The 20,519-nt window shown below is 42.6% G+C and carries 17 protein-coding genes; 9 read left to right on the top strand and 8 right to left on the bottom strand.

Annotated features, from left to right (window positions below; genetic code table 11):
- Window positions 1-68: 68 nt before the first annotated feature.
- From BUA34_RS03935 to BUA34_RS03905, 7 genes are all read left to right on the top strand, one after another.
- Window positions 69-1,004: a UDP-glucuronic acid decarboxylase family protein gene (locus BUA34_RS03935; protein WP_072827433.1), complete on the top strand. Its 936-nt coding sequence runs from the start codon at window positions 69-71 to the stop codon at window positions 1,002-1,004.
- 107 nt (window positions 1,005-1,111) lie between these two features.
- Window positions 1,112-2,656, top strand: coding sequence for a DUF3943 domain-containing protein (locus BUA34_RS03930; protein ID WP_254794314.1), 1,545 nt, complete (start codon window positions 1,112-1,114; stop codon window positions 2,654-2,656).
- Between the two features lie 105 nt (window positions 2,657-2,761).
- Window positions 2,762-3,661 (top strand): helix-turn-helix domain-containing protein, encoded by a 900-nt coding sequence (locus BUA34_RS03925; protein ID WP_072827432.1) that lies wholly within the window; start codon window positions 2,762-2,764, stop codon window positions 3,659-3,661.
- A 139-nt stretch (window positions 3,662-3,800) separates the two neighbouring features.
- Complete coding sequence (locus tag BUA34_RS03920) at window positions 3,801-5,702, top strand: toxin-antitoxin system YwqK family antitoxin (RefSeq protein WP_072827431.1); 1,902 nt, start codon at window positions 3,801-3,803, stop codon at window positions 5,700-5,702.
- Between the two features lie 24 nt (window positions 5,703-5,726).
- A complete protein-coding gene (locus BUA34_RS03915; RefSeq protein WP_072827430.1) occupies window positions 5,727-8,045 on the top strand; it encodes a toxin-antitoxin system YwqK family antitoxin in 2,319 nt (772 codons plus the stop codon).
- Window positions 8,046-8,072: 27 nt separating this feature from the next.
- The gene (locus tag BUA34_RS03910; protein ID WP_175545417.1) at window positions 8,073-9,791 is read left to right on the top strand and encodes a toxin-antitoxin system YwqK family antitoxin; all 1,719 of its coding nucleotides are present in this window, start codon (window positions 8,073-8,075) and stop codon (window positions 9,789-9,791) included.
- Between the two features lie 29 nt (window positions 9,792-9,820).
- On the top strand, window positions 9,821-11,350 hold the full coding sequence (locus tag BUA34_RS03905; protein WP_072827428.1) for a toxin-antitoxin system YwqK family antitoxin: 1,530 nt from the start codon (window positions 9,821-9,823) through the stop codon (window positions 11,348-11,350).
- Window positions 11,351-11,362: 12 nt separating this feature from the next.
- Here BUA34_RS03905 and BUA34_RS03900 read toward each other — a convergent pair whose 3' ends face one another.
- The 5 genes from BUA34_RS03900 to BUA34_RS03880 are packed head-to-tail and all read right to left on the bottom strand — an operon-like array spanning window position 11,363 to window position 15,361.
- Window positions 11,363-12,049 (bottom strand): hypothetical protein, encoded by a 687-nt coding sequence (locus BUA34_RS03900; protein WP_072827427.1) that lies wholly within the window; start codon window positions 12,047-12,049, stop codon window positions 11,363-11,365.
- A 3-nt stretch (window positions 12,050-12,052) separates the two neighbouring features.
- Window positions 12,053-12,850: a TPM domain-containing protein gene (locus BUA34_RS03895; protein ID WP_072827426.1), complete on the bottom strand. Its 798-nt coding sequence runs from the start codon at window positions 12,848-12,850 to the stop codon at window positions 12,053-12,055.
- Window positions 12,851-12,890: 40 nt separating this feature from the next.
- Window positions 12,891-13,073 carry a hypothetical protein gene (locus BUA34_RS03890; protein WP_072827425.1) on the bottom strand — a complete coding sequence of 61 codons (183 nt, stop codon included), beginning with the start codon at window positions 13,071-13,073 and terminating at the stop codon, window positions 12,891-12,893.
- Between the two features lie 15 nt (window positions 13,074-13,088).
- Window positions 13,089-14,303: a hypothetical protein gene (locus BUA34_RS03885; protein WP_072827424.1), complete on the bottom strand. Its 1,215-nt coding sequence runs from the start codon at window positions 14,301-14,303 to the stop codon at window positions 13,089-13,091.
- Between the two features lie 2 nt (window positions 14,304-14,305).
- Window positions 14,306-15,361: a hypothetical protein gene (locus BUA34_RS03880; RefSeq protein ID WP_072827423.1), complete on the bottom strand. Its 1,056-nt coding sequence runs from the start codon at window positions 15,359-15,361 to the stop codon at window positions 14,306-14,308.
- A 224-nt stretch (window positions 15,362-15,585) separates the two neighbouring features.
- Here BUA34_RS03880 and BUA34_RS03875 point away from each other — a divergent pair, with 224 nt between their 5' ends.
- Window positions 15,586-16,224 (top strand): alpha/beta fold hydrolase, encoded by a 639-nt coding sequence (locus BUA34_RS03875; RefSeq protein WP_072827422.1) that lies wholly within the window; start codon window positions 15,586-15,588, stop codon window positions 16,222-16,224.
- Between the two features lie 99 nt (window positions 16,225-16,323).
- Here the strand turns inward: BUA34_RS03875 and lnt are convergent, their stop codons facing one another.
- The 3 genes from lnt to BUA34_RS03860 all read right to left on the bottom strand — a co-directional run bounded on the left by lnt (window position 16,324) and on the right by BUA34_RS03860 (window position 19,677).
- Window positions 16,324-18,252, bottom strand: coding sequence for an apolipoprotein N-acyltransferase (gene lnt / locus BUA34_RS03870; protein WP_254794313.1), 1,929 nt, complete (start codon window positions 18,250-18,252; stop codon window positions 16,324-16,326).
- A gap of 66 nt (window positions 18,253-18,318) precedes the next feature.
- Complete coding sequence (rsmI, locus tag BUA34_RS03865) at window positions 18,319-19,005, bottom strand: 16S rRNA (cytidine(1402)-2'-O)-methyltransferase (protein ID WP_072827421.1); 687 nt, start codon at window positions 19,003-19,005, stop codon at window positions 18,319-18,321.
- Window positions 19,006-19,176: 171 nt separating this feature from the next.
- The gene (locus BUA34_RS03860) at window positions 19,177-19,677 is read right to left on the bottom strand and encodes a hypothetical protein (RefSeq protein ID WP_254794312.1); all 501 of its coding nucleotides are present in this window, start codon (window positions 19,675-19,677) and stop codon (window positions 19,177-19,179) included.
- Between the two features lie 118 nt (window positions 19,678-19,795).
- Between BUA34_RS03860 and BUA34_RS03855 the strand changes: the two genes are divergently transcribed.
- Complete coding sequence (locus BUA34_RS03855) at window positions 19,796-20,515, top strand: UDP-2,3-diacylglucosamine diphosphatase (protein WP_072827419.1); 720 nt, start codon at window positions 19,796-19,798, stop codon at window positions 20,513-20,515.
- Window positions 20,516-20,519: the final 4 nt, after the last annotated feature.

Below are 20,519 nucleotides of genomic sequence, written 5' to 3'. Positions count from 1 at the left end.
GCGGGCATCTCCTTTATTATTCTCCTTTACTATATTTCTTACATATTGACGTTTTATGGGAGTTTTTTATGCGTTGCTTAGTTACTGGTGGTGCTGGATTCTTAGGAAGTCACCTTTGCGAAAGACTTTTGAATGACGGTCACGAAGTCATTTGCTTGGACAATTACTTCACAGGCCGTATGGCTAACGTTGCCCACCTGCGCGACAACCGCAATTTTGAACTCATCCGTCACGATGTGACCGAGCCGATTCTTTTGGAAGTGGATCGCATTTTCAACTTGGCATGCCCGGCAAGCCCGATCCATTACCAGTTCAACCCGGTAAAGACCATCAAGACAAGCGTCATGGGTGCCATCAACATGCTCGGCCTTGCCAAACGCGTAAAGGCCCGCATCTTGCAGGCTTCTACAAGTGAAGTTTACGGCGACCCGGCTGTACATCCGCAGACCGAAGACTACTGGGGAAACGTGAATCCCATCGGCATCCGCAGTTGCTATGACGAAGGCAAGCGCGTCGCCGAAACGCTCTTTATGGATTACCACCGTCAGAACAAGGTCGATATCCGCATCGTCCGCATTTTCAATACGTACGGCCCGCGCATGCTCCCGAACGACGGTCGCGTCGTTTCGAACTTTATCGTCCAGGCGCTCAATGGCGAAGACCTTACCATTTACGGTGACGGCAGCCAAACCCGCAGCTTCTGCTACGTGGACGATCTCATCGAAGGCTTTGTCCGCATGATGAATCAGGACAAGATTATCGGACCGGTCAATATCGGCAATCCTGGCGAATTTACGATGCTTGAACTTGCAAAGGAAGTTCTTGAACTCACGGGTTCCAAGAGCAAGATTGTCTACAAGCCGCTCCCGGGTGATGATCCCAAGATGCGCCGCCCGAATATCGATTTGGCCAAGAGCGCTCTCAATTGGGAACCGACAATTCCTTTACGTCAGGGCCTCGAAAAGACAATCGTTTATTTCGACAATTTGCTCAAGACGAAGTAACCATTCATCTTAAAAATTTGTCGTTCATTCTCTGTTTTAGGGGAGTCGTCGAGACTCCTCTTTAATTTTTTCAGTAAAGTTTTAGCTTTAAAAGAAAAGAGAGAAATATGATCCGCAAATTGTTGATGGTACTTTTGTTTTGTTCGTTCTGTACGTGGGGGGAGGAATTTCCGAACGTTCCGAATACCGAAATTGTAAATCCTGTGCCGCATGGCGTTGTTCCTTTGTTTACCATTGCCCCGCAGGAGACCCCTTACGATTCCGTCAATATCGGATACACTATTACCAACACTACTTTTGCAGATACTGTCGAAAATGATGCTTTGAACAAGCCCAAGGAAGTTTATCCGTTGATTGTCTTGGGCGAGGTTTTTGGTTTTAATGGATTTGTCTGGGCATGGGACCGTTATGTGTTGGATAAAGGATATGCGCGCACGGGGCCGAAATACTGGAAACGCAATTTAAAGGAAGGATGGCAATGGGATCACAACCATTGGGCAATTAACTTTTATGGCCATCCGTATCAGGGCGCGACTTATTACAATTTTGCTCGCGGTGCGGGTTACGGATTCTATGGAAGCCTTCTGTTTGCAGCTTTGGGTAGCTACACTTGGGAAATGTTTGCCGAGACGGAATACCCCTCCATTAATGATTTGATAGCCACCTCAATTGGCGGCGCTGTTTATGGGGAAGTTCTCTACAGACTTTCGCGTAAACTTTATGGAGTTGATGAATCTGCCTGGTACAATCAAGTTGGCGCTTTTGGTATTGCTCATTCCGCTTACTTACAAAGGAAAATTTTTGGTAATCGCGATGGCATTACGGGAAATACCCCGATGGATTTGTCCGTATTTTTAGGCTCTGGTTCGCATTTTGGAAATATTTATCGCTATGGTGGCCGCAATGAAGACGATTTGGACCAGCGTTGGGATGATAAGCATTTTATGTATGGTGCCGAGATTGAATATGGTAAACCCTTCAGGAAAGTCAAGCGTCCATTTGATTATTTTACTTTGTTAACGCATGGCGAAGTTGGCCCTGATGGAACGTTATTCCAACTCGATGTAACCGGAAAACTTTCGAATGCAGGCGTACATGGGCGAGGGCATTGGGTTGATTTTGCGACGTATCTCGACTATTGCACGTTCTACGGTGACTTCGCAACGGTCGGCACCATTTCTGTTGGCACGGGTATCGATTTTTCGCTTTGGCTTTTGCCGTCTCTCAGGTTCCGCATGTATCATCAGATTTACTTTATATTGCTTGGCACAACGGACATGGGTTATGATGATTTGATTCAGGCTGTGCATCCGGAGTATGAATCGGACATGGACAATTATCAGTACAATATGGGTGCAAAATATGTCTTGGGTGTTGAAGTTTCGATTGGGAAAAAGTTCCGCCTCAAGAATAAGATGGTTGTTGATGCGTTGCATACAATTCCGGGCTCGTTACCTCACTATGGCGCCGATGGCTGGGACGTGTTACTTATGAATTATACCTCTGCGGAATATGATTTGACGAATAAAATTGCTATGGGCGGGCGCCTTGATGCTTATGCCAAGATAGCTGCTTACTCTTCTGAATTCTTTGAACCCATGAGCCGCGGCATCTTTGCGTACACCCTGTACTTCAGCTATAAACTGTTTTAATGGAGTTATTAGTCCTTAGTTACTAGTTATTAGAAATGTCATCCTCGACCGTTAGGGAGGGGATCCATTGACATTCATTAAACATTTTACTAAGATGTTTATATAATGACTAACTTCCAATTGCATAAGAACGGAAATATTCGTACTGCGGATTTTTCGATGCTGAATTATCTGCAACAGGTAAATGTTTTGCCCGACAAGATTGCTATGTTCTCCAATCTCAAGGAGTTTGGGCTCGAAAATTATGTGAAGGTGCAGGCTGCAGTGTTGCTTCTTGTGAGGCGCGGTTCTGTTGAAGTCGAACTGGACCTCAAAACCTATAAACTCGAAGCAGGCTCGTTGTTTATCGTATTTCCGGATCAGGTTCTGAAAGCCAAGAAGGCATCCGATGATTTTGATCCAATTTGCATCGCAAGTTCCAAGAACATGATTGAGGAACTGATTATTCGCTTTGATGATAATACGCGATTGATTTTGAAATACCGTGAAAGCCCCTTGCGTCAATTGAATAAAGATGAATTTGAACAATTGAATGCAAGTTTTGAATTCCTGAAGAAAAAATTTGAAACGACAGAAAATAATACGTGTCGTCTGCAAGTCCTGAAAAATCATTTGATTGCGCTATTGTACGAGTGCATTGGAATGATTAATAATCCGATAACCGTTGATGTCGTCAAGAGTCGTGGTCAAGTGCTGTTTTCGCAGTTTATTGACCTCGTTGTCGAACACCATCGCGAGCAACATTCCGTGAAATTCTACGCCGATGAACTTGGGATTACGCCGAAGTACCTCTCCGCTGTTGCCGAAGAGCAGACTGGCAAGAATGCCAAGCGCTGGATTGATGAGCATATCGCGCTCGATGCGAAAGTTCTGTTGCGCTCGTCTTCCAGAGACATCCAGAAAGTCTCTAAGATTCTGAACTTCCCGGACGTTTCTTTCTTTGGAAAGTTCTTCAAGCGCCTCGTCGGAGTCTCGCCCAAAGCATACCGCAAAACCGCAGAATAAGTTCGTTAAACCAATGTTGTCATGCCCGGCCTCGACCGGGCATCTCCTTTATTTACGATAATTTAACAGATTGTCTATAATCAATCTCCTTCGTATGTTGTAATTTGCAGGAAGAATAATTTTAAATTGCGCTCTGCTTATGAAATTCCGAAAAGTCATCTTATTCACATTGCTTTTTGCTTCACTTTTCTTCTTCGTCGCCTGCGACAAAGAAGTTTTCTCGCGTAAAGAATATTACGATAGTGGTGAAATAGAGTCTATAACAACATTAGATCAGAATGGCAATGAGGATAAGTTTATCTCGTATTACAAAAGTGGGAAAATAAAACAAAAAGGACAATATAAAGCTGGTCGAAAAGAAGGCCCTTGGAAAACATGGCACGAAAATGGAAAATTAAAATTAGATGAATACTATAAAATTGGTCTTATAGAGGGACCATTGAAAAAATGGTTTGCAAATGGACAATTGCAATTAGAGTGTATGTATAAAAGCGGTATTTTGGATGGCGCTTGGAATGAATGGTATGATAGTGGAGTGAAGGCTATAGAAGGGGCTTATGATGATGGAAAAAGGAAAGGAACTTGGAAAACGTGGTATGGCGATGGTACATTGATTGATGAAAAGTTATATGAAGAAAAAGAAAGGTTAGGATTTTGGAAATCATGGTTTCCAAATGGCCAAATCATGTTCGAAAAATATTATGCAAATGGTCTGATGGATAGTGTTTGGAAAGAATGGAATAGTAATGGACAACTGTTGTCAGAAAAGAAATATAAAGCTGGAACATGTGATGGTGAATGGAAAAAGTGGTTTGAAAATGGTCAGTTGAAAACGGCAGAGTATTATAAATCGGGTGAGCCTAATGGCGTGTGGAAAGTATGGTATAAAAATGGTCAATTGGCGTCTGAAATAAATTACAAATTCGGTAACATGGATGGCGTATGGAAATCTTGGTATGAAAACGGGAAAATGGAACTTGTCGAATATTATAAATCAGGTGAACCTAATGGCGTATGGCAATCTTGGTATCCAAATGGACGATTGAAATCTGAGGCATATTACAAGCACGGAAACAAGGAAGGTTCTTGGAAAGAATTGTATGAAAATGGACGATTAAAAGAGCTTACGTCGTATAAATCCGATATGAAAAATGGTGTATTCAAATCTTGGTCTAGAGATGGACAATTGGAATGGATCAAAAATTATAAAGCAGATATGCTTGATGGTGTTTCGAAACAGTTCCGTTCAAATGGAAAAGTGGCGTATGAGACTACTTATAAATTAGACAAACTCGATGGTCTCTGGAGAGAATTCTATGAAAGCGGAGAGTTGAAGAAAGAAGGTAACTATGAATTGGGATCGTTGGATGGCGCTTGGAAGGAATATTATAAAAATGGACAAGTTTCGCTGATCGGACAATATTTATTTGGTAGGAAGGCTGGTATATGGAAAGAATTTTATGAAAGCGGACAATTGAAAAGAGAAGGTAAATACGTAGCGGGTGAGTTAAATGGCGTTTGGAAGGGTTGGCGCCCAGATGGAAAAATTGCTTTTGAAGGATCTTATACTTCTGACGGTAAAGATGGTTTGTGGCGCGTATGGTATAAAAGCGGAGGAGTTGCTATCGAAGGGTTTTATAAATCGCACGCCAAAGATGGCCTTTGGAAAGTCTATCATGAAAATGGTCAATTGGCGTTTGAAGGCTCTTACGAAAATGGCAAACCCAAAGGAATTTGGAAAGAATGGCTTAAAAATGGACAACTGAAAAGAGAGCTTGATTTTGATGCGGTAAAGAGAAATTTTGGAAACGAAAGATTTGCAAATATTCAATCGAAAACCGCAAAACATCAAATAGAAAATAATCAAATGGTGATGCCTTTATTTTATCGAAATGAAAAAATGATTAAGCCTCGTCCGATGCGAAAAAAAATAATGAGTAATAAACCAATGGGCTCAAAGGAACGTAGGACAAAAGATAAATTAATGAATGTTTTACCATGGAACTTTTACCCATCCACCTTATTCAAATTAGAAGAATGAGTGTCTTTAAATTGCGGTCTAATTATGAAACTTCGAAAAATTACCTTATTCACCTTACTTCTTGCTTTACTTTTCCTCTTCATCGCCTGCGACAAAGACGTCGCTTGTGACAATGGCTCCGAGGAGCGCAAAGAATATTACGATAGTGGAACGCTTAAATCCATCACGACATATCGCGATAGTGTAAAAGACGGCAAATACATCTCGTTTTATGAGAATGGAAACAAGGAAGAAGAAGGACAATATAAAGATGGTAAAAAAGATGGCGCTTGGAAGGAATGGTCAAAACATGGATCGTTGATAACGGAGCAAAATTGCAACGCTCTAGAAGATGAAACATGTTTTATAAAATCATGGTATAGAAAAAATCGATTGGAAGGAAAATACAAAGGGGGGCTGCCTGAAGGCGTATGGAAATGGTGGCATGAAAATGGCCAAATAAAAGAGGAGAAATTTTATAAAGGTGGAAAATTATTTTCCTATAAATACTTTGATGAAAAAGGTAATCTAATAGAAGAAAAAGAGTCCTCAGGTGGATGGGATGAACGTTGCCGAACGGTGCTGGGGCGTGATAAATGGACTTTGCGGAATATTTGTGATACTTTTTTTGTTGGAAATGGCTTTGAAAAAAAATGGTATGAAAATGGTCAATTGAAATCCGAAGAGTATTACAAAGAAAGCAAGAGGGATGGCGTATGGAAAACATGGTATGAAAACGGACAATTGCGTTCAGAGCAAATTTATAAATCTGATAAATTGGATGGAACATACAAATTGTGGTATAGAGATGGATCGTTGAAAGTAGAAACTTTTTATAAGGAGGGAAAAGAAGATAGCACTTGGAGAGAATGGTTTTCCAATGGACAATTGAAATCAATCCGTTTTTATAAATCAGGCATGGAAAAAGGCTCTTGGAAAGAATGGTATGAAAGTGGCAAATTGAAATCGGTTCGTTTTTATAAAAATGGCTTGGAAGAAGGTTCATGGAAAGAATGGCAAGAAAATGGTAAATTGAAAAAATTGGAAAATTATAAGGCTGGTAAGTTGAATGGCGTTCAGAAAGAGTGGAATAATGATGGCTTGTTGATAGAAGAAAGAAATTATAAAAATGGAAAACTTGATGGCTATTCGAAATGGTGGGGTGAAAATGAAAAATTGAAGGAATACGAAACTTTTAAAGATGATGAACCGGACGGCATTTATAAAGAATGGGATGATGAAGGTCGATTGTATGAAGAAAAAAATTATAAAGCCGGAGAACTTGATGGCCCCCGAAAAACATGGTATAAAAACGGAAAGTTAAAAGCTGTTGAATATTATAAAGCGGGTCACGAAGTTGGCGTTGGGAAATGGTGGAATGAAAATGGTAAATTGGAAGAAATCAGAAAATGCAAAGATGAAGGTAAGGTCTGTAATTGGAAAAAGTGGGATGAAAATGGAAAATTGATTGCTGAGGAAGAATGCAGATTGGGTATGGATGGATGTGTACGGAAAGAATTTTTTGAAAGCGGTAAATTGAAATGGAAAGGTCTTTTCGAATCTGATAAACGAGAAGGAATTTGGAAATTATGGCATGAAAGTGGACGATTGGCTGCTGAAGGGGATTATAAGGGCGGTAAGCGCGATGGCTTATGGAAATGGTGGCATGAAAATGGACGGTTGGCAAGTGAAGGAAATTATAAGGGCGGTAAGCGCGATGGCATTTGGAAATGGTGGCATGAAAATGGCCAATTGGCAGAAGAAGGTGCTTATAAACTCTACGATAAAAAGTACCGAAATTACGAATGGCATGAATGTCGTTTGGACCGCTTGAAGTGTAAAACAGACAAGAAAGATGGAAAATGGAATGGTTGGTATGCAAATGGACAATTACGATATGAAGGTTTTTACAAAAAAGGCTCTGAAGTTGGTGTATGGAAGGAATGGTATGAAAGTGGAGAATTGAAAATAGAAAAGCGATGGGTGTTGCTTAATGTTTGGGAATGGAAAGCGTTGTATGAAAATGGTCAATTATGGTATGAAGGTTCTTATGATAAAGACAGAAAGAATGGTGTATGGAAAGTGTACCATAAAAATGGCAAGTTGGCGTTTGAAGGCGCATATACATTAGACGAACCCGTCGGCATCTGGAAAGAATGGGATGAAAATGGGAATCTGACAAGAGAAGTTCCTTACAAATCAAATGAACAAGCCTGGAAAAAATGGGAAGAAATCGGAATACCTAAACATCGTCATCCTGAGCCCATTCGACAAGCTCAGGATAAACTCCGTCGAAGGGACTGGGACCCTTATCGTATCAGAAAAGTCCTGAAGGATCTAATCCACCATATCTATAATGAATAATGTAATTTACAATAAATGATTATTTTTATGAACTTAAAGACCTTCATTCGCTTTACATTCCTCTTTTCCTTTATCCTTTTCTTCCTCGCCGCTTGCGACAAAGAAGAACGCAAAGAATATTACAATAGCGGACCGTTAAAATCCATTACGACATATCGCGATAGTGTAAAAGATGGCAAATACATCTCGTATTACGAGGATGGAAAAGTATGGAAAAAGGGGCAATATAAAAATGACGAGAAAGATGGGGCTTGGAATACATATCGCGAAAATGGAAAAATCGCAGAAGAAGTAAATTATAAATCGGGTCAAGTAGATGGAGAATGGAAAACTTGGTATGAAAAAGGAAAATTACGTAGTGTAAAATATTACAAAGAGAATTTGGAAGATGGCTCTTGGAAAGAATGGTTTGAAAACGGTCAACAGAAAACTGAAGTGAAATACGAAGCTGGTGTTTGTGACGCATGTTTTTGCAAATATAAAGCCGATTATGATAAAGTTTGTTTTGAAAAAGAATGGTATGAAAATGGACAATTGAAGGAATGGCGTTATAAAACTGAAAATGAGGAAAAATGCGTTGTGAAAATATGGTATATGAATGGACAATTAAAAGAGGTTCTTGATTATAAAGATGGTAAAATATTTACTTATAAATGTTGGTATGTAAATGGTAATCTGCAAGAAGAAATAGTATCATCTAAAGGGTTTGATGATGGAAAATGGCGCACTTGTGTTGAAGAATATGGATCTCGTAAGTTACTTGCAGAGTCTTTTAGTGAAGAAGGATTTTTTAAGGAATGGTTTGAAAACTGGAAATGGAAAAATATTGAGAACATCAAAAAAGGGTGGAAAAATGGTGCTACGTCTATTCGGAATGCTATTCGAAAAGAATGGTATGATGATGGAAAATTACGAAGAGAAAGATATTACAAAGATGGACGTGATAGTCTTTGGAAATCATGGCATGAAAATGGTCGTTTGCAATCGGAATGTTCATATAAATTAGGCAAACAAGACGGAAAATGCCAGGAATGGCATGAAAATGGGAAAATACGAAGTGTACAATATTACAAAGAGGGTTTGGAAGAAGGCTCTTGGAAGGAATGGTTCGAGAACGGGAAATTGAAAAATATCGAGAGCTACAAGGATGGATGGAAAAATGGTGTTTGGAGAGAATGGCTCGAAAATGGTCGTTTACAATCGGAATGTTCATATAAATTAGGTAAGAAAACTGGAAAATGTAGGGAATGGTATGAAAACGGGAAAATACGAAGTGTAAAATATTACAAAGATGATTTTGAAGATGGTTTTTGGGAGGAATGGTTCGAAAACGGGAAATTGAAAAATATCGAGAGCTACAAAGAAGGGAATAAAAATGGCGTTTGGAAAACTTGGTACGAAAATGGTCAATTGAAAGTGGAAGAAAACTATAAAGCTGGGTTGCTTGATGGTGTTAGGAAGGAATGGTATGAAAATGGTAAAATATGGATAAAAGAATATTATAAAGAAGGTAAACTTGATGGAGTTTACAAAGAATGGTATGATAATGGAAGGCTGTCTGAAAAACAGGAATTTAAAAAAGGTTTGTTTACTGGCTTATGGCGTTCATGGTACAAAAATGGAATCGTAGCAACAGAAATAAACTACAATAATTGTCAAGAGGATTGTATTGAGAAGCGTTGGCTTGAAAATGGAGAGTTTTTTAGGGAATATCATATTCCTTCAAGTAATGTTTTTTCTAAATAAATGATATTTTGCAATAAACGAGTTTGATTATGAAACTGAGAAATGTCGTCTTATTCACGCTGCTTTTTGCTTCTGTTTTGCTCCTTGCTGCTTGTGACAAAGAAGAACGCAAAGAATATCACGGTAATGGAGTATTAAAATCCGTTACAACATATTGCAAAAATATCAAAGAGGGCAAATACATCTCTTATTATTGGGGTGGAGAAGTAAATGAGATGGGTTTTTATAAAAATGACAAACCAGAAGGTGCTTGGAAAAAGTGGCACGAAAATGGACTACTAGCATTTGAAGGCTTTTATTATGATGGTATGCGGGATAGTGTTTGGAGATGGTGGCATAGCAATGGACAATTGTCGAAAGAAGAATTTTATAAAGGTAAAATGTATAGTTACTGGATTCAGAATTGTCGTCGAATTTCGGATTGTAAAGATGAATTTATTCGAGATGGCGTAAGTAGAGAATGGTATGCGAATGGAAAAATAGAATCAGAAGAACATTATAAGAACGGAGTGCGAGATGGGTCTAGTAAACGTTGGTTTGATGATGGTCAATTGCGATCTGAAAAGTTTTATAAGTCAGGAAAAATTGATGGCATCTGGAAAATTTGGCATAACACTGGGCGAGTGTTTGGGGAATATAGTTACAGATTGGGTCAAAAAGAAGGTGTGTCAAGAAATTGGCATATAAATGGTCTTTTGTCACACGAAGGAATGTACAAGTCTGATAAAAAAGAAGGGACTTGGAAATCTTGGTATTGGAATGGACAATTGCAGGAAGAATCTTTTTATGTATCTGGTATAATAGATGGTGTCAGAAAAAAATGGTATCAAGATGGCAAATTGAAAGAAATGGTTTCGTATAAGTTAGGGAAATTTGATGGAGCTTGGAAAGCGTGGCACGAAAATGGACAATTGAAAGAAGAACGGTTCTATAAGAATGGCGAGTATGAAGGTACCTGGACAGAATGGCATAGAAATGGTCGCCTGAAATCGAAGGTCATTTACAAAGATGGTAAACGTTATGGAACTTGGAAATGGTGGTATGATAACGGCAAAATGCAATGGGAAGATAATTATGTATTAGACAGAGCTCATGGAGTATGGAAAAGATGGTATAAAAATGGAAAATTGAAATCCTTATTTTATTATAAAGATGGTCATTTAGAAGGCGCTCGGAAAAAGTGGTTTGAAGATGGAAAAATTGCTGAAGAAGAATATTATAACGATGGAAAGCTCGACGGCGTTAGAAAAACGTGGTTTGAAAATGGACGTTTAAAGGCTGAAGAATACTATGAGTTTGACAAGCCCATTGGTGTATGGAAAAAATGGAATGAAAACGGAGAACTGATAGAGGAAGAAACCTATAAAGACGGATTTAAGACATCCGTCCTTGATAAACCTGTTAGTCGCGATGATGGCCAATATAAAAAGAAACGGAGACGAAAGTCTGTACCAACAATGAGTGTAATTGGGAGACTAAGAAGTTATAATATTGATGATTCTTTAAAAGCTCGGCAGTCTATTACTGACGAGCCAATTTGGAAACGGAAGCTCGATTGATCCGCCATCTCGTTAAACTTTCATCGCATCGACTTGATTGACGATTGCAGTCACGGCTTCGATGTACTTGTTGATGTTTGACACAATCACGTTGTTGTCATTGGTCATATTAGGGATACGCACGCCCGGGAACATTTCGTAAACTTGTTCGTGATTTTCGGGATAATTGCCTGTTGCAAGGTAATAGACCCCGTAAAGCAAGGGAAGGAGCGTTATTGTTGAACGTACGTAAATCTCGTGCGGATTGCGGTATTCCTTGAGGTAAAGAAAAAATTGGCGTAAATGCACGAGCAGTCCGCGCAGTTCGCGTTCGCATTCGATTCGCAGTTCCGCGAGGTTCGGGCTGAAGTCTGCAAGCGGCGTCTCGCCACAGATCGTCACATTTCGGCTCTTGATATGCAAAAATTCCAGCGGGAACACGTCCTGCGAAGACTTGATTTCAAAACGGCTGAACACGTGGTTGAACACGATATTTTCGCGTTTTGCTTTTGCTGTGAGCTTTTGCAACGGAAGCAAGTCTTCGACGGAATTGGACTTTAGAATAAAGCTGACGGTCCACGTGGATTCCAGCGCAGAAAACCCTTCCATAAGGCAGTCGCCGTGAACGAACGCCGAAATGAGATTGTCGCCGAGCGCTTCTTGAAAGAGCTTTGGCCATTCTGAATTTTGAAATTCTGCTATGCTTAAAATCTTTTTCATAGTTTACCATCCTCCGCCGGAGCCGCCACCGCCAAAGTGACCTCCACCAAATCCACCGCCGAAACCGCCTCCAAAGCCGCCTCGGCCTCCGCCAAATCCACCGCTGAAACCGCCGCGGTGGTGGCCGCGACTGCTGTTGCCAAGTGCATTCCCTAGCAAGAACCAGAGGCATCCGTTGCCGCGTCCGCCGCCATTCTTCGAGGCGAGCAGGAACAGAATCACGAAAATCACGAGAACGAGTCCAAATGGGCTGTTTTCTTCTTCTTGCGGTAACTGGTCTGTGTCGACCTCAAGCGAAATGCCTTTTTCCTTGGCGACGACTTGCGCAATTTCCCATGCGAGCTGCATCACGCCTTGGCCGTATTTTTCGATTCTGAATGCAGGCACAATTGTCTTTTGCTGGAGTCGTTCTACGAGCACGTCAGGCAAGTAACCTTCGGCTCCATAGCCGACTTCAACGCTTCGCTTGTGTTGCTTCATCGCCGCAAAAATCAGGACGCCTTCGTTTGATTTGCCGCCAACGCCCCAGCTTTCGGCAATGTTCAATGCGTAATCTCTAAAGTCCGCAAAGCCGATGTCATGAACGAGCGCGACCGCAAGTCCGACTCCAGCTTTTTTGTAAAGCTGTTCGGCGAGCTCGTTTACAAATTGCACTTCTTGCTTTGTGAGCAAACGGTCTTCATCAAGCACATAGCTATTCTGCGGGCGCTTGGGAAGCCCCGCCTTGTTCACCTTAAAACCTGCCGCAACTGGGATTGCGAGCAACAGAATGAACAGTATCGATAAAATTCTTTTTGGCATAGAAAAAAGCCGCCTCGTAGCGGCTTTGCAAAGATAACATTTATAAATTATCTAAAATTGCTTCTATTGGTTTTGTGACCACGTGAAAGTGTGCTTTGCCAACTCCTTCCATTGCAACTTCAGCAGCTTTATCAACTACTGCATCACCAACTTGTTCTAGCAAGCTACTTTCAGAAGATGTTTCTGTATTTGTGGCTTGCTGATTATTTTGTGCAGTTGGCATCGAGGATTCCATCAATTATTTGCAAAGAGGCTTCAACTGCTTCTGGAGCGGTGCGAAGTCCGTCTTCTTGATGGCGCTGATTGTTGCTGCGGCTTCATTCTTTCCAACGCCTTTACCTGTCGTAAAGAAGTTGATCATGTCACCCTTGATGGCAATGGTGAAATCGAAGGACGAAATAAATCCGAGCCTGCCTCTGAATGTATTTTCAATTTCAACGCTCAGTTCGGGGGCGGTTGATTCTTCGTCATCCGTTACAAAGATCGACTTCTTGGAAAGTGCGTTTTCGAGAGCGCTGCAAGCATTTGATGCCAAATCGCATGCAAGTTTGATTTCGCAACGGGAAATTTTTACGCTGTAAGGAACTTCGAGAGCATTTCTCAAACCAGTCTTTTTCAAGAGTTCAAGAGAAAGGTTCGGTTCGACGGTAATTACGTACGGACCTTTTTCGAAGTTCACGTTGCGCAGTTTGAAGGTGGCGATGCCGTTCTTCTGAGTGCGGCGTTCCGAAAGAGTCTTGCTCTGGCGTGCGATGAGCGGAAAGTTCGGCACTGGACCGATGGAATCCTTGACGATGACGTTCCAAGAGGGCATCTCGGCTTTGGTCAGTTCAAATTTCGGTTCGGTTGTCGTTGAAATAGTCAAGTTTGAAAGTCTTTCGACCAAAATCTTTTCGATTTCTGGGAGCGTATGCTCCAAGCGGTGGCTATCGTTGAGCGGGTAGACATCGGCGAGCTGCTGCAAATAGAAGTTATATTCGTTGACTTCGTCTTGGGCTTTTTCCAAGTCAGACGCTGCATTAGCGTAAGTACGAGAATCGATTGCCTTGCGCGCAGACTTTTCGAGCTTGGTGATGTCTTGCTGCAAAGTCTTCAAGCGGAACTGGAGGCTTGCGGTGAACTCGTCCATGTCGAGAGTTGCTGTTGCCTTAAATCCCTTATCCACTTTTACAGGAACAACTTTGACCCCTTTGAGGACAACGTTGCTTTTCACATTGCTTTTGGACCTGTATGTTTCGCCAAGGACGCTCTTTCCATCATTGATATCTTCATATTTGGTAAGTGTTTGAGTGGCGGAAACTTGGGACTTGATCTGCTTTGCGACACCCGCCATAGCCGAGTTGTTTGCATCTTCTTGCGAAACAGTGGAGGTGGCGGTGTAGGTGACGATTTTCCCTGCCAAGGCTGGGACTACAGCAATACAGGCGCAAAGGATAAGGGTTTTGATATTCATTACTAGTTCAGCTCCATCAAAATCAGCTTACGAGTGATGTTGTTTTTCTTGGTTTCGGCAATCGGCTTGAAAATTTGGCGAATCTTCGCGTAAACTTCCTGAGAATCCCTGTACTTTAAGGGATTTGCGTAGATGACGAAGTCCAAGGTCTTTGCGGTCATGACATTGACTTTCACGGAGTTGAAGTTGCTCTTGAGGCCCTTCATGATGGCATCGTGCAAGTCTTCAGTCTGGCTGTCGGAATATTCACCCTTGATGTTCACGACGACCTTGTACTGGGTGCCTTTGGCGAGGTCCATCTTCCAGTAACCAAGAATCTTCTGTTCGAGCCCAGGCATTGCCTTGCGGACTGCGGCGCCAATGTTAGAATTGATGTTGATCTTGGAGGTATGGCCGTTGTTGCGGACTACGGCGGACTGCGAACCGAGGAGGCGTGCGGTCGATGTTTCGTAAGCAGAAACTTCAACGGAGACTTCGTCATTCGTCACTTCCGGGGTGTACTTGATATAAATGTCTGCGTCCAAGGCAACGCTCGCAAGGTAAGACAAGTCATCTTCTGTATTAGCGATGTCGCTCTGCATCTGGAGGATGCTGCTCAAGTCAGCTTGCGCATCGACGGACTTGACTTCGTAGTTTTTCTTGGTGAGGTAACCATTGATTGCCTCTGACGTGGTACGGGAGTATGGGCTTTCGGAAGAAACGTCCGGAACTCCGTCCCTGAGAGTCAAGTTCGGGGAGACCATGATAACCGGTTGACCGATATCCTGCATGGCGCTTGCATTAGCGTAAGTCTCTGTCGCTTCGTCCTTTGCGGCTGCAACTTTCGTTGTGGCGCTTGTATTGAATGCCGTAGCCGTGTTGTTAGCGGTTGATTGAACCGTTGTGGTAGCCGAGGTTCCGAACCCATCGAGTTCGTTGTAGGCGCTTTCGGCTCTTTGACGAGTGGCGGCGGCTTTTTGACGATTGTCGGAATCATTGCGCTTTGCGGCATGCGGCGCGGAACAGGCTGTTTCGGCCAGAAGAAGAGCTAAGCAGAGAGAAGGAATCAAGTGTCTCATATTACAAATATCTCTTTAAAGGTTTCATACATTTTTTATACAGATAATATACAATGTTTTGTGTTCAGAAGTAAACAAATAATACGAATTGTAAAATACTTTTTTTAAGAGTTGCTATCAAAGAGAAAATTGGATATATATATCCTTGAGGCTACATTATTTTTAAACAAAGAATTGTAGTTTGGAGTGTGTTAGGTTTAAACTTCTCATCAGGGAGGTTGAAAATGAGAGAAAAATGGATCTGGCTGCCTGATTGGGCCTCGAATCTTGGTATTTGGGAAGATGATCTTATGGACGTTGCTCCTTCTGCGAGCCACGTTTATGTGCCATATGGTCAACTGGCTGGATTTTTAGAGAATCCGGAGGATATTCCGGAGTTCAAGACTGCTTCTACCGTTGTTGCTTGGGGTCTTGGTGCTTTGTCGCTCCTTTGTTCGGGAGCGGGCCCGCAAAAAGACCAAAAGTGGATTTTGCTTTCGCCGTATGCCGATTTTTGTGATGAAATTGGCAATTGGACTGTGCCGAACTTGCATTTTATGGCACACCAGCTTGAAACGACTACGGAGCCTGCGCTCAAGGCGTTCATGGAACTGTTCGAGGACGATTTTGGCGACTGGCAAGACGACTGGTTTACCGAGGCTAAAAAGTACGATGCAGAGTCCTTGTCGAAAGGGCTGATGTACCTTGCTTCGCATCGCGTAGAGTCCGTGATTCCGAATAGCGAAAACATTCAAGTGGTTTACGGGCGACTGGATGCGACCGTTCAGCCTGAATGGACTTTGAAACTAAAGGAATTTTTGCCGAAAGCGGAATTCAAGGAACGTCCTAAAGCCGGCCACTGGCCTCCGATGCTATTGCTTTGAGAAGTCCTTAGTCATTGGTCAATGGTCACTGGTTTTATAATCGCACCAACGGTGCTAAGCTTTAAACTATTGACTGATGACCAACTACTAATAACTCATTTAATTTTTTTTCTGAATTCTTGATAATGCAAACAACGCTACAAGGTAAATTGCAAAGAACCAGAGCAGTGCTTTTTCGAAAGTTTCTCCCACAGATGTATAGAATGTGCTCCTTGTCTTGAGGGGCATTTTTCTTTGTATGACGCGGGTTTCAAAAATATTGGTGTTCTGGTCGTAATGGCCGTATTGGTCGATAAATGCTGAAACTCCGCTGTTGGCAAGGCGTGCAACCGGATAACCGTAGGTGATGGCTTGGTGGCGTACAATGTTCAAGTGTTGGAATGGAGCCGTGCTCCGGCCGAACCAGCCGTCGTTTGTGATATTCACCATGAGTCGTGACCCAGCACTGATTGCTTCGCGAATGAGGTCTCCGAAAATTGCATCGTAACAGATGTAGGGTGTCCAGTTGTAGGGACCGTAAACGGGAGTTTCTTTTCCCGGAACAAAATCGCCTTCGCCGAGATCCACGTAATTCAGGATGGGGAACACGTCATCGAAAGGAATGCGTTCGCTAAATGGAACGAGGTGCTTTTTGATATAACGTTGCGGGAACTGATTGTCGCCTGGCGTAAAGAGGAATGATGCGTTGTAGATGTCGAAACGGCGCGGGTTGTTGATGTCATCGGAAACTCGTTTGTAGTCAAGAGCACCAGTGAGAATGCTTGCGTTTCTCATGTCGGCCATTTGGTGCAAACGCCTGATGACTAGCGGTTGTCGACGGATGTGGTCCGGTACAGCGGTTTCGGCAAGGAGAATCATGTCCACATCGGAGGTGGTGCTGTCCATGGCCATGTTGAAAGTCTTGGTGACGATGGAGTCAAAGCGGGGCTTGCTCCATTTGGCTCCTTGGGCAATACTTGGCTGCACCATGGCAATGGACGGATTTTCTTGTGAATCTGCATTGTAGAACGGGGCTGCCTCTGGAGCTGAAAGTACGCAGCTTCCGTGAATCAGGAGCGCAAAGAAAATGATGAACGGCACTGCGAAGAGTGCAAAGCGTTTTTTGCTTTTCTGCATAAACGCGTAAGCGACAATTTGGTTTGATGCTACAATAAGAATGGTGTAACCGAAAATGCCGATAATCGACAAGGCTTGTAGCAATTCAAGATGATTTCCGAATGTGTATCCCAAGTGATTCCACGGGAAAGCGAAATCTCCGGTGGTGCGGTGCATTTCGATGGATGCGTAGAAAATAGGGAAGAGGATAAGCAGGTACGCTTTGCCTTTGATCTTTAAATTCTTGGCTGTAGAATAGACAAACGAAGCAAGAACGTTGAATAGGCTGAGATAAGCAATAAGAAGGATGAGTCCTAAAAATATGAGTCCGGAGGGCGCTGTTTCGACGTTCATCACGTTGCGAATCCAGTAATAGTTAATGGTGTTATAAACCATGCTAGCCCAGAATGTCGCAAAGACTGCGGTCTCACGATTGAATTTGTTCAAAATAATGAACCATGGCACAAGCAAGATGAGTATTGCTGGACCCAGCGGGAGAGGCGGGAATGCGAATGCGATAAAACCCCAGGAAAGCGTTGCTAGAGCAAGCGCAATGCGTGCATCTTTTTGCTTAAATAGCTTTATGTTCCAACGCACGAAAAGAGCAAACCAGTAAAGAGCCATGGGAATGAATGTGGCTACAATCTGGAAAAGCCCGGCGTGACTGCGTGTGAGATAGTCTAATGCAAGGAATGCAAAAACAATAATTCCGTAAGTGTTCATGAACCGCGCAAACGGTTTGCGTGCGGTCTTTATGAATAAGAACGGGAGAGCCGCAACGATAGGTAAAAGTTGCGGAAGCTGCGTGTAAAGTCCCGGCGTATCCGGACGTAGCAAGAACAATACAAATTCTATGGCGACAAGAATTGCAACGTAAATCTTGTACGCTCGCGGAATGTTTTTGAGTTTATTTAGTAACTGCTCGGTAGTCATTAGTCGTTAGTCGGTAGTCGTTGGTGCATGTCATCCCGTGCTTGGCACGGGATCGCCTTTCTCGAATTACAATCCACTTTTATCTTGGGGATTGAACACGAGTACGAATTCACCTTTGGGTGGATGAGCCTTGAAGTGTGCCGAAATTTCAGTCGGTGTTCCGATGAGGTGTTCCTCGAATTTCTTCGTAAGTTCACGCATGAGTGCGATCTTGATATCACCGAAAACAAGCTTGATTTCTTCGACGAACTTGTCGATGTTGTGCGGGCTCGCGTAGAAAATCTGCGTCGCTTCTTCGTCTTTCAATTTTTCGAGCAAGTGAATACGCTGGGCGCTTTTCTTGGGCGAAAAATACTGGAACGTAAAGTGGTCGGTCGGCATGCCGCAAGAAACGAGGGCGGTAATCATGGCGCACGGGCCGGGAATTGCACGTACGTCAATTCCTTCGCGCACACATTCACGAACAAGGTTGAATGCCGGGTCTGCAACTCCGGGCGTTCCTGCATCGCTTACGAGAGCGATGTCGCCAGTGTTCTTGAGATATTCGATATACTTTGGCGTGACTTTTTCTTTGTTGAAGTCGTGGTAGGCTTCCATGGGTGTCGTAATGCCGTAATTATCAAAGAGAATTCTTGAATGACGGGTGTCTTCGGCAAGGACGAGGGGAACTTCCTTAAGAATGCGCACGGCGCGGTAGGTGATATCTTCCATGTTCCCGATGGGAGTAGCTACGATGTATAAAGTGTATGACATACTAGATTAAGACGAAAGAACGGGCTTTGCCCTATTGACTATAGACGAAAGATAGTAATTAGAATTTGTCAATGGTCGTTAGTCATTAGTTATTAGTTTTATAATTGCATATGGGCTTCATTTTTTAAACTAGAGATTTATAACCAAAGACCAATGACTAATAACTAAGTGCTAATAGTCGCTTGCGCTATTCAAATCTGTGAGCCTGTTGGCGTTCAGTTCGAATGTCAGGCGTTGAACGAGTTTGCGGTGCATTTCTTGCGATGCCTTGTTTACGAGATCGGTGCGGAGTCGCCCATATAAAATAGCGTTAATGTCTTGCTGCTCAATGAATTCTACGTGGCGAACGAGAGTGCCGTTGCAGAAGATTCGAGCCGAAAGAGCGTACGTCCAGGATTCATCAACGGGAAGAATGGGCCATAGCGGAATTAACACGCCAAGATTCCATGCGGAATTCGGTTTATTTTGTTTGACCGTTGCTTTGATGGTTGCTTCTCCACGGCAGGATTCTCGCGGGAAATCGGTTTCACTGACGGCTTTTGTGTAGGCTCTCAATAAATCTTGTGAAAGCTCCAATGAATCATTACCGTACAAAAAAGGAATGTTACCGAAGAAACTGAATTTTTCCTCGGTTAGCGGAATCCCTTCAAGGTCTCCTTGCGTGAGTTTCATGGAGCATCCAGAAAGAATTGCAGAAAAAATAAGTGCAAAACTCAAAAATTTGACGATGGAGCGCATGTGTTAAAGATATAAAAAAACGACTTGCTTTGATTTTATTTAGATTATTACTATGGAATTGCCTGCTTATTTTATTAGTGACGCGCATTTGGGAATCGAGCCACCGGGAGCAGTCCCAAACAGGGAACAAAAATTAATAGAGCTTCTTTCCTCGTGGAAAGGCAAGGCTAGTCACGTCGTTGTGGTTGGTGACCTTTTTGAATTCTGGTACGAGTACAATTATTATGTAGCGTCAGCGCATTTCAATTTGTATCGAGCTTTTGCCGAATTGGTTGAATCGGGTGTAGAAGTTCATTTGTTGCAGGGTAACCATGATTTTGCCTATGGTGATTTTTTCCCGAAGACTCTAGGGGTACAAGTCCATAAATCTGTTATTCTTGAAATTCAGGGCAAGCGAATTTTTGCTACTCATGGTGACGGAGTTCCCAAGTCCGATCGTGGCTATCGTTTTTTGCGCAAAGTATTGGACTTCCCGTTCAATCGGTTCCTCTTTAAGCAAATCCATCCAGACTGGGGAATGGCTCTAGCTCGTTTTGTTGGGCGTAACAGCCGTAAATACGGCGAAAGCCGTTTGATAAAGATTGAAGAATACCTGGAATGGGGAGACCGCATGCTTAAAAAGGAACACTGCGATTTCTGTATTCATGGTCACCATCATATTTCGGGCATCTGGAACACGCCTAATGGTGTGGTGGCTTCTCCCGGAGACTTTATAAAAAAGCCCGCCATCCTCTGCTTGGAGAATGGCGGATTGAAATTGGTTTCGCTTTAAGCGG

This window comes from Fibrobacter sp. UWB12 (assembly GCF_900142485.1).
In the GTDB taxonomy this organism is placed as follows: Bacteria; Fibrobacterota; Fibrobacteria; order Fibrobacterales; family Fibrobacteraceae; genus Fibrobacter.
Note: the sequence above shows the minus strand (reverse complement) of the source record. Positions and strands in the feature narration are given on the sequence as shown.